General features: G+C 43.1%; 8 protein-coding genes and 1 pseudogene. All 9 read right to left on the bottom strand.

What is annotated here, in order from left to right; all coding sequences use genetic code 11:
• Positions 1-174: 174 nt before the first annotated feature.
• Positions 175-1,887, bottom strand: a complete 1,713-nt coding sequence (locus tag FZ952_RS09695; RefSeq protein WP_148881521.1) for a C69 family dipeptidase — start codon at positions 1,885-1,887, stop codon at positions 175-177.
• A gap of 323 nt (positions 1,888-2,210) precedes the next feature.
• A complete protein-coding gene (gene tehB / locus FZ952_RS09690; RefSeq protein ID WP_148881520.1) occupies positions 2,211-3,074 on the bottom strand; it encodes an SAM-dependent methyltransferase TehB in 864 nt (287 codons plus the stop codon).
• A gap of 214 nt (positions 3,075-3,288) precedes the next feature.
• Positions 3,289-3,366 (bottom strand): annotated as a pseudogene (locus tag FZ952_RS09685) (SsrA-binding protein); the annotation flags it as partial.
• A 20-nt stretch (positions 3,367-3,386) separates the two neighbouring features.
• Positions 3,387-4,343 carry a hypothetical protein gene (locus FZ952_RS09680; protein WP_262366356.1) on the bottom strand — a complete coding sequence of 319 codons (957 nt, stop codon included), beginning with the start codon at positions 4,341-4,343 and terminating at the stop codon, positions 3,387-3,389.
• Positions 4,344-4,499: 156 nt separating this feature from the next.
• Positions 4,500-4,967, bottom strand: coding sequence for an SsrA-binding protein SmpB (smpB, locus tag FZ952_RS09675; RefSeq protein ID WP_148881519.1), 468 nt, complete (start codon positions 4,965-4,967; stop codon positions 4,500-4,502).
• A complete protein-coding gene (gene rnr, locus FZ952_RS09670) occupies positions 4,930-7,278 on the bottom strand; it encodes a ribonuclease R (protein WP_148881518.1) in 2,349 nt (782 codons plus the stop codon). Before rnr ends, smpB begins: the two co-directional genes overlap by 38 nt.
• Before the next feature lie 89 nt (positions 7,279-7,367).
• On the bottom strand, positions 7,368-7,601 hold the full coding sequence (gene secG, locus FZ952_RS09665) for a preprotein translocase subunit SecG (protein ID WP_037618407.1): 234 nt from the start codon (positions 7,599-7,601) through the stop codon (positions 7,368-7,370).
• Between the two features lie 41 nt (positions 7,602-7,642).
• Positions 7,643-7,792: a 50S ribosomal protein L33 gene (rpmG, locus tag FZ952_RS09660; protein ID WP_062199720.1), complete on the bottom strand. Its 150-nt coding sequence runs from the start codon at positions 7,790-7,792 to the stop codon at positions 7,643-7,645.
• A complete protein-coding gene (locus FZ952_RS09655) occupies positions 7,792-8,994 on the bottom strand; it encodes a multidrug efflux MFS transporter (RefSeq protein WP_316246206.1) in 1,203 nt (400 codons plus the stop codon). The genes rpmG and FZ952_RS09655 overlap by 1 nt, the downstream gene beginning before the upstream one ends.
• Between the last annotated feature and the right edge of the window lie 4 nt (positions 8,995-8,998).

Here is an 8,998-nt window from a genome sequence, read left to right as displayed (position 1 = left end):
GGATTTCGGAACTTTGACAACTTTAGAACTAGAATTCTCATCACTTTGAATATCAAAAAGGAGAGAACCAATTCGGTCCTCTCCAGATGTTAGCTGACATCAACCCACTACAGTTGACAAAGAGCCAATATCTAAAAAAGCCAGAAATCAACATTTCTGGCTTGAGTTTAAAATTTAGTTTTGATCTTTTTTCTTGTTAGATCGTCTGAATGCAATAAATCCAGGAATAATCACAACCAAAGCGATAATCAGTAACATACCATACTGATTAGAATCACCCTTCTTGGTTTCAGATTGTTCTGATTGACCGTCTTTCTTGCTATTTTTGTATTCTGCTAACAAGTTTGCTTTGTTATAACCCTCATAAACCAGATCCGCATCTTTACCTTTTTCCTTCTTAATCTTTTCTTCCATCTCTGCTTCGATAGCTTTGATTTCTTTAAAGATTTTTTCTGAGCGTTCCAAAGCTTCTTTGGTCACTTCAGGACCAGCCTCTTTCGCTTGTTCATCAGTATAGCCTGCATATTTGGCATCGCGCTCAATCTGTTCTTTATCCCACTCTGCTTCTTTTTCTTTCCATTTTTCTTGGATGCTATTGCCAAAGATTTCTGGATATTTCATAGCCATTTGGTCAATATGCCAAACAGACCAGTACCAAGATTTACCGTCATATTTGGTTGAGCGGTTTTTGAAAGCTTCGTAAGTATCTTCTACATTACCATAGAATGGCACATACGGAGTATTGCGGCTTTGGGCAAGACCGAGCCACATGATACCGCCAAAGGCATTTGGTAGGTTTGGTTTGATTTGATAAACGTGGGCGTCGATTACGTTTTCGTTACCTAGAGCGTATTTATAGACATTTCCGTCAATCTTCTTACCGACTTCAACTAAGTCATCTGCTTTATATTCTGGCAAGTGTTCAAAACGATTTCTTTGTTCCGCGATCACATCATGAACCGTGTATTTCTTATTTGGATCAGTTGGTTCGCGCAAGAGATCAAAAGCTTCATCGTCATAATTTACTTTTGCTTGTGGATCCATCCACTTGATACCTGCATAGGTCCGTGAACGGTTACGTTCCATGTATTCATCAGGTCCGTAAGATTTAGCAATCATAAAGTTGCCATCTTTATCAGTCTTATAGTTATCTGCTTTTTTAGCTACTTCTTCCACGTCTTTAGAAGCAATGACATTTTCCTTATCGTTCAAGTCAACGTGACCAAGATAGTAAGTATTTGCAAAGACAGCATACTTATTCGTTGGGAACTTGATAGCTACGTATTGGTGACCAGACAGGATTTCCATGTACCACAGTTCATTCTTATCTGCTGCAACGATTATATTTCCTTCTGCTGATCCTTTTTCATCCAGAACTTTCGCAACTGTCTCAATAACTTCACGTGCTGTTTTTGCACGAGGCAAAGCAAGGTCAACTAATGATGCTTCTGGAAGACCATCTTTTACAAGTGGATCTTCTTTTAGCACTTTATCATTTGGTGTTGCTGAAACGGTCGCTGTCATAGCTACACCAAGTTCATTAAAGCCATGCGCAGCGAAGTTTCCGTTACTTCCGTTGTCACGATCAGAGTCGTAGACAGCTGTGTATTTCATTTCATTCGCCAAATGCGGATAGGTAAAGCCATTTGACTCATCTTCTATCTTATCGCCATCTTTATAGGTCTTAGCTGGCACAACTACATAGTTTTGATTGTGCCGACCACCGTCAGGGGCGTTTGGATAGTCCTCTGTCCGACCAAATAGAGTAGAGCCATCTGCTGTCAGATCTTTACCGACAATAAAAGCAGAACACGCTTGTGCCACATGAACAGGCAAAAGAGCAACTAACATTGCAAGGAACATTAGTCTGAGCAGTATTTTCTTCATAGTCTATCTCCTTTTGACTATCTGCGGGGCTGGAATCAACTCCCAGTCTAAACAACATAAACCGTAATACCTTAACATTCCTACTTTAGTATACTCTCTTTCTAATCTTTTTGCAAGCGTTTACACAAAATTATGTATATTTTTTATCTAATCTATATTTCCTCTACTTTTTTCTCGAATCAGAGCAGATAAACAAAAAATAGCCCCATCTTATTTAGAGGAAAGGCTATTATTTTTTATCTTATCAGAAAACATCCTGCTATAAAATATTTATAAGCAATTCACTAGAGATTTTGGCAGAGCCGACTTGAGCTTCAAAAAATTTATCTCACTTTTTTAGCCAGCATAGTCGCAAAGCGCAGCTGAATTCGATTGCCGTTTTCATCACGGCGATGGAGGTGGCCAGGATTTTCATTGTACTTGACCAGCTCCCAGTCTTTATAATACTCCGCAAGCTCCCCTTCCTTAAAAGTAAATGGGAAGGGAACAGAGCAAGGGAAGTCCTCTGTATCCATAGCACAGACGATAAGATTGTAGCCGCCAAGCGCTGTATGTTCTTGCATATTGCGGATAATATCTGGAATCCGCTCTGCCTGCAGGAACATAAGTACAACAGTGGAAACAATCAAATCATAAGTCTGGGTTAGACTAGCTGAGTTGATATCGTAGCTACCCACTGGCAGATCCAAATCTTCCTGTTCCACAATGCTACGTAGGATCTCCAGTGCCAGCTCATTCTGATCTACGGCCGTTACTTCAAAGCCTTTCTTAGCCAGAAAGAGGGCATTGCGACCTTGACCGCAACCTAGATCTAAGGCCCGTCCTGGGTGGACAGTCTGCATGGCTTCCAAAACCTCTGAGTGCACTGGATTGCTGCCGTATTTCTTAGGGAAGTAATCCTCAGGCCGACAGTAAAATTCCAAATACCACTCCAAATCATCCGTCAAGGCTTTAACTCGATGCCAAGCTTGGGGCTGGGCAAAAGGATTGTCCTGACCGGCCTCAAAGATGTGCTCAACCAGCTCCTCACCCTCCTCTGACATCTCGACAAACTTAAGACATCCTTTGAGAACAGTGATTTTACCCCAAGTTCCCTCTTTGGTATTGTGCTTGTTATTGACCAGTTCGGGCATGGTCTCAGCTGTCCACACTGGCATACGTTTATAGGCTAGTAATTCTTCTGTCATAAAAATCCTTTCTCTGAAAGCCAAATTTCAAAATTTTAACTGTCTTTATCATACTCGAAAAAGCCAGACTTGACAAGTGCTAGGGTATTCAATGTATCACTATCAAAAAAGCAAGAAATGATTCACTAGTCAATTCTTGCTCATATCATACATTAAGTTTTATTTTATAAATTAAGTCCCCGTATCTTATACGACAGCTTGTCCTGAAGAGCTTTCATCTTGTATTAAAGTTCTTCAACTGCCTTGTCATGTCGCAGTTTTGCTCGCGACATTTGATGGACTCACGCTTGTCTACTCTTAATTCTGTCAGGATCAATTCGTTTCATTTATATTCCCTTCTGATCGTTGTTTTTGAACCCAGGCTTGATATTCTGCATAAGTTGTGAGTGGGGTATCAGAAACCTGACCCTTAGTATCTATACCATAAATCGTCAGTTTCTCTTCTCCCTTAGGAGCCATCCAGTACAAAACTTTGTCAAACCATTCCTCTGGAGTCACGTATTCTTCTTGAGGATAAAGAATCCAATCTCTTTCAGTTATTTTTTTCTCAATTTCAGGATATTCCTCAAAGAGATTGATGTTGGTATCAATAACCTTCCCCTCTGCTTTAAAATCGCTATAAATACTGATGAGACGATCTAATAAATACCCCTTATCTTTTGCAGACTGATCCAGTGTTGTATAATAAAAGTAAGGACCCGCTTCATACATATCTGAACGCTCTTGATACTCTCCTTCTACTTTTCCACTATCAATGTTTAAAACAAAGGTTTTCATATCACCTTGATTATCTTTAACTTCTATATTGATGACGTTCTTAGGATTATTACGATAGCTAAAAATCTTTAAATCAATTGGAAAAAAACTAGAATTATAGTCTGCGACTACTTTGTTTAGATCCACTTCTTTAACGGCTAAGTCTTCTGTTCTATAGTCATAAAGACGGATCTTCCAATAATCTGATTTGGGCATGTTTGTTCTATCGGTTAAATCAACTCCACCTTTATTTGTCATCACTTTCCGCTCGGTTGTATAAAGATAGGTACCATTCCCAAAAGAACCTCTACGTACTAAAACGAATTTTCGTTGATTCCCGAAAAAATATACGTTTTCCTTTACAGAATGGTATTCTTCAATGGAATATTCGACTTTTTCAGGTTCTTTAAATAATTGTTGTAACCCAACAGTACCTACTATAATGAAAGGGATAAGAATTAGGCTAGCTAACACAAATTGAAAAGCATGCTTATTTGATAATATATTCCTCATCGTATCAGTTTCCTCCTGCACCAACTCCGGTTACATATTACTTGCTTCTTCATTTTCTTCTCCTTTTCTCATTCATTCTCAAACACTCATCCCTCCCATTATAGCATAATTCTCAAGTCAGAGTTGAAACCTAAAAAAGACCGGTCACCCAGTCTTTCATCTTGTATTAAAATTTTTCATTTGTCTTGCGATGTCTCGGTTTTGCTCGCGGCGTTTGATGGACTCACGTTTGTCATAGTCGTGCTTCCCTTTGGCTAAGCCCAGGAGGAGCTTGGCATAGCCGTCCTTAAGATAAACCTTGAGCGGCACCAGCGTCATACCAGTTCCCTTGGTTTCCTGCTCCAGCTTTTGGATCTGCTTCTTATGCAGCAGCAGTTTTCTGCGGCGCTCAGGCTCTTGGTTCCAGATATTGCCCTCTTCATAAGGAGCGATATGGACATTGCTGAGCCAGACCTCACCGTTCTTGATTTGGGCAAAGCCGTCTTTGAGATTGATACGGGCAGCGCGGACGCTCTTGATTTCCGTCCCGGTCAGCACCATGCCAGCCTCGATGGTGTCCACGATGGTGTAGTCGTGTCTGGCCTTTTTATTTTGCGCGACGACCTTTCCTTCTCCCTTTGCCATGCTTGGCTCCTTTCTTGACTAGTTCCTTGTAAAATGCCTTCTGGCTCTTGCCTTTCTTGAAATTCTTATTTTTCTTATCTCTGTGGCCTTTTTCTTTAGAAGAATGGCTGCGCTGGTCATCCTCATGGCGTCTCTTTCTGCCTGACCTGCCTCTACTACTCTTGCTAGTCTTTTCTACCAGGTCAAATTCACTAGGCAGGTACTCAAAGTCAATCTCGCCTGTAGCCTTATCCGCTCGGACCAGTTTGATGCGAATCTGCTGACCGACCTTGAAGACCACGCCAGACTTTTCTCCTTGCAGGGTCATCGTCCGCTCATTGTAGCTGTAAAACTCTGGCAGGTTGGTGACATGAATCAGGCCTTCGACCGTATTGGGCAGCTCGACAAAGAGTCCAAACTTAACCACGCTTGAAACCACACCGTCAAACTCTTCCCCGACAAATTCCTCCATGTACTCAGCCTTCTTCATGGCTTCGACTTCCCGCTCAGCCTCGATAGCTCGACGCTCTCGGCTGGAAGACTGGCTTGCAATGTCTGGAATTACTCGCTCAAAATGCTCTGCTATTGCTTTAGACTTGCCATAATCCCGTACCATCCGGTGAACCAGAAGGTCAGGATAACGACGAATCGGACTGGTGAAATGCGTATAAAACTCTGCTGCCAGACCATAGTGGCCGTGATTGTGCTCAGAGTAGCGAGCCTGCTGCATGGAGCGCAAAAGCATCATGGACAGGACATCCTCATAAGGCTGGTCTTTCACCGCCTCCATAATATCCTGCAGAGCCTGCTGACTCATAGAGCTAGCCGTCCCGTATATCCGAATCCCAAAGCTAGAGGCGTAGTCGATAAACTTCTGCACCTTCTCCGCCTTAGGCTCCTCGTGAATCCGATAGATGAAGGGCAGATTTAGCTTGGCAAAATGCTCAGCCACCGTTTCATTCGCCACCAGCATAAAGGACTCAATCATTCGCTCGGCAATTCCCCGCTGACGCAGAACAATATCCACTGGGCGTCCTTCCTTGTTGACCATGATTTTGGCTTCATTGGTATCAAAGTTAAGCGCACCACGTTTAAAGCGCATGCTTTCCATAATCTCATGCAGCTGGACCATGCTGTCAATACTAGGCACAATGGCTTTGAACTGCGCAGCTTTTTCCTCATCTCCTGCGATGATGTCGTTGACATCACTGTAAGTCATGCGGAAGGTCGTCTTGATAACAGTCTGGGTAATGGTATGCTTGACCACGCGCCCCTTGGCATCTATCTCCATGATCGCCGACTGGGTCAGCCGATCCACATTGGGATTGAGGGAACAGATACCGTTGGACAAGCGCTCTGGCAGCATAGGTACCACGCGGTCGGTCACATAGACTGAAGTTGCCCGATTAAGGGCTTCCTTGTCCAGCTCAGAGCCTTCTTTGACATAGTAGGACACATCTGCGATATGGACGCCAAGTTCAAAGTTGCCATTTTTCAAGCGCTTGATATGGACAGCATCGTCCAAGTCTTTGGCATCCGCTCCATCGATGGTGAAGGTAATCTCTTCTCGCAGGTCCAAACGCCCTTCCAAATCACTCTCTGTCGGTGCATCTGGAACTCGCTCGGCTTCTTCCAAGACCTTTTCTGGAAATTCGGAGACAATGTCCATAGACTCCAGCACTTCTAGTACATCGATGCCAGGGTCGTTGACATGACCTACTACATCGACCAGACTCGCCACAAAGAAATCGTGTTTCTTGGTCGGATATTTGTCAATAGCAACCTTGAGTATCTCTGTACCATCCAAAACCAAGGCTGGTTTTTTGACATAAATAGGTTGGCTGATTTTCTGGTTTTTCGAGCGGATGTAGCCTGCATACTTGGGCTTTTCCTCATCCAGAACCAGCTGGCCAACTGCCGTGGTCAGGCTGTGCTCCAGAATATCGATAATCTTAGCCTCAGCTGACGTTCCCTTGATCCGGTCTGCCACCTTGGTAATGACTACTTCCACCGTATCGCCATCAATGGCATGATTGACGTCATTACGGCCGACAAAGAGGTCATCCTCTTCCTCATTCAGGGTGACAAAGCCAAAGCCATTCTTGTGGGCATGAAAAATACCTTTGAGCGTCAGACGCTCCTGCTTTTTCTTCTCATAAAGCTCAATCCGCCCAGTATCATCAAAGCGAATCTGATGCTTTCTTTCCATCTGGGAGATAGTCTTGACCAAGTCACTAAAGTCCTTGGAAGACTCTTTCCCCAAAGCAGACGCCAGCTCATCTACGCTAACCTGCTGCCTGTCTTTTAAATATTCAATAATTTCTGATTTCATACTTTCTTTCTATTCATTATTGGTCTATTGACCTTTACTGATCCTCTTTTAGACTTTAAAAAAAGGCCAAGACAAAGTCAGAGCCCATTTTATTTACTAGATAATACCGCCAATACCAAGGCAATCAGCAACCAGAAAAAGATCATAACTCCCGTTAATCGCTGCATGACTGCTTCAAATCCACGTGCCTTAGACCGCTCGAAGAGATCATTGGCACTAGAATCAAACACGTTGCTAGACTGATTTTTGGTTGGCTGCATGAAAATTGCAATAATAATAAAAGCTGATAAAATAACTAAAATTGTTAATAATAGGCTATACATAAACAAAACTCCTTAAAATCTCATCTATTTTATCATAAAATCTATTTAGATTCAAGATGTAAGGTTACTTTTCTTTCCTTGGGGCAATACTTCAAAACCTCAATCTTGTCAGGATGAGTCTTGATGTTTTTGCTGGTCAGATAATTCTGACTGCCGCAACTGGAGCATTTCAAATGAATTTTAACGCGCACTAGATTTCCTTCTTTTTCAATAAATTTCTAAAACAAAAAAGGTTGATGAGGAGACTGACTGCTACTAAACCGGCCGTAGCATAAAAGACTGAATGATAGCCTGCTGTCGCTGCAATGGCCGAGCCAGACATGGGGCCGATGACACCTCCCAGATAAAAGAAGATCTGGTTGTAACTAAAGATTCGGGAAATTCCAAACTTAGGCGTAATCTTGCTCAATAGAGCGTTGACTCCCGGCACCAAAGCTCCAGTTCCTAAGCCAAACAAGAAACGGTAAAAACCGAGCTGAAGAGAGGAGGCTGCATGAGCACAGAGTAGGTAAATGATTATGGAATAAAACTGAGCTAAAACCAGCAGGCGATGATTGCCCATCCGATCCCCCAATCGCCCCAGAAGACTAGAACTCATCATGCTGGACAGACCCATACTAGAGACAATCAGACCAGAGACAAAAATCAGATTGTCTGTCTGACCTAGCTCCCGAATGTAAAGGGATAAGATAGGGCCAATAGACTGGGCTGCAAACTGAATGACAAAGCTAGTCAGAAAAAGATTCATCAACAGCTTAGGATATTTGATCTGACGTATTAGCTCTCTAAAGCCAATCTCCTCTTCCTTGGTCACTGGGCTAAAATCTTCTTGGATGAAAGCAACCGTCATCAGAGTCGCAATCAGAAAGAAAAAGCCAATCAACAGAAAGACATTGCGGATACCAAAGACTTCAGCAATCACTCCGCCAATCAAAGGCCCCATGAGATTGCCAGCAACAACACCTGTTGCCAAAGTTCCCAGCGCATAACCCGTCTTGTCCTTAGGAGCCTGACTGGCAATCAGAGCTGTACTGTTGGGAACATAACCAGCAAAAACGCCATTGAGAAAGCGCAAGACTAAGAGCCAGAAAATATTGGGCACAAAGGCAAGGCCTCCCATGGTAAAGACCATTGCCGTAGCAGCCCGAATCATCATAGGTTTCCGCCCATAGCGGTCGGCCAGACTGCCCCAGACAGGAGATAGAAAGGCCGCTGAAACAGCCGAAAGGGCAATACCCAGACCAGCATAGTACTCCACTTCATGACCACGCGCGCCCAGCTGCTCCACAAAAAGGGGCATAAAAGGAGTGACCAGAGAAATGCTGGCACCTGTCAGGAAGTTGCCAAACCAAGCGATTTTCAGATTATGTTTCCAATTTACTTGTACCGTGATAGAA

Source organism: Streptococcus sp. Marseille-P7376, assembly GCF_902460385.1.
GTDB lineage: Bacteria > Bacillota > Bacilli > Lactobacillales > Streptococcaceae > Streptococcus > Streptococcus sinensis.
Note: the sequence above shows the minus strand (reverse complement) of the source record. Positions and strands in the feature narration are given on the sequence as shown.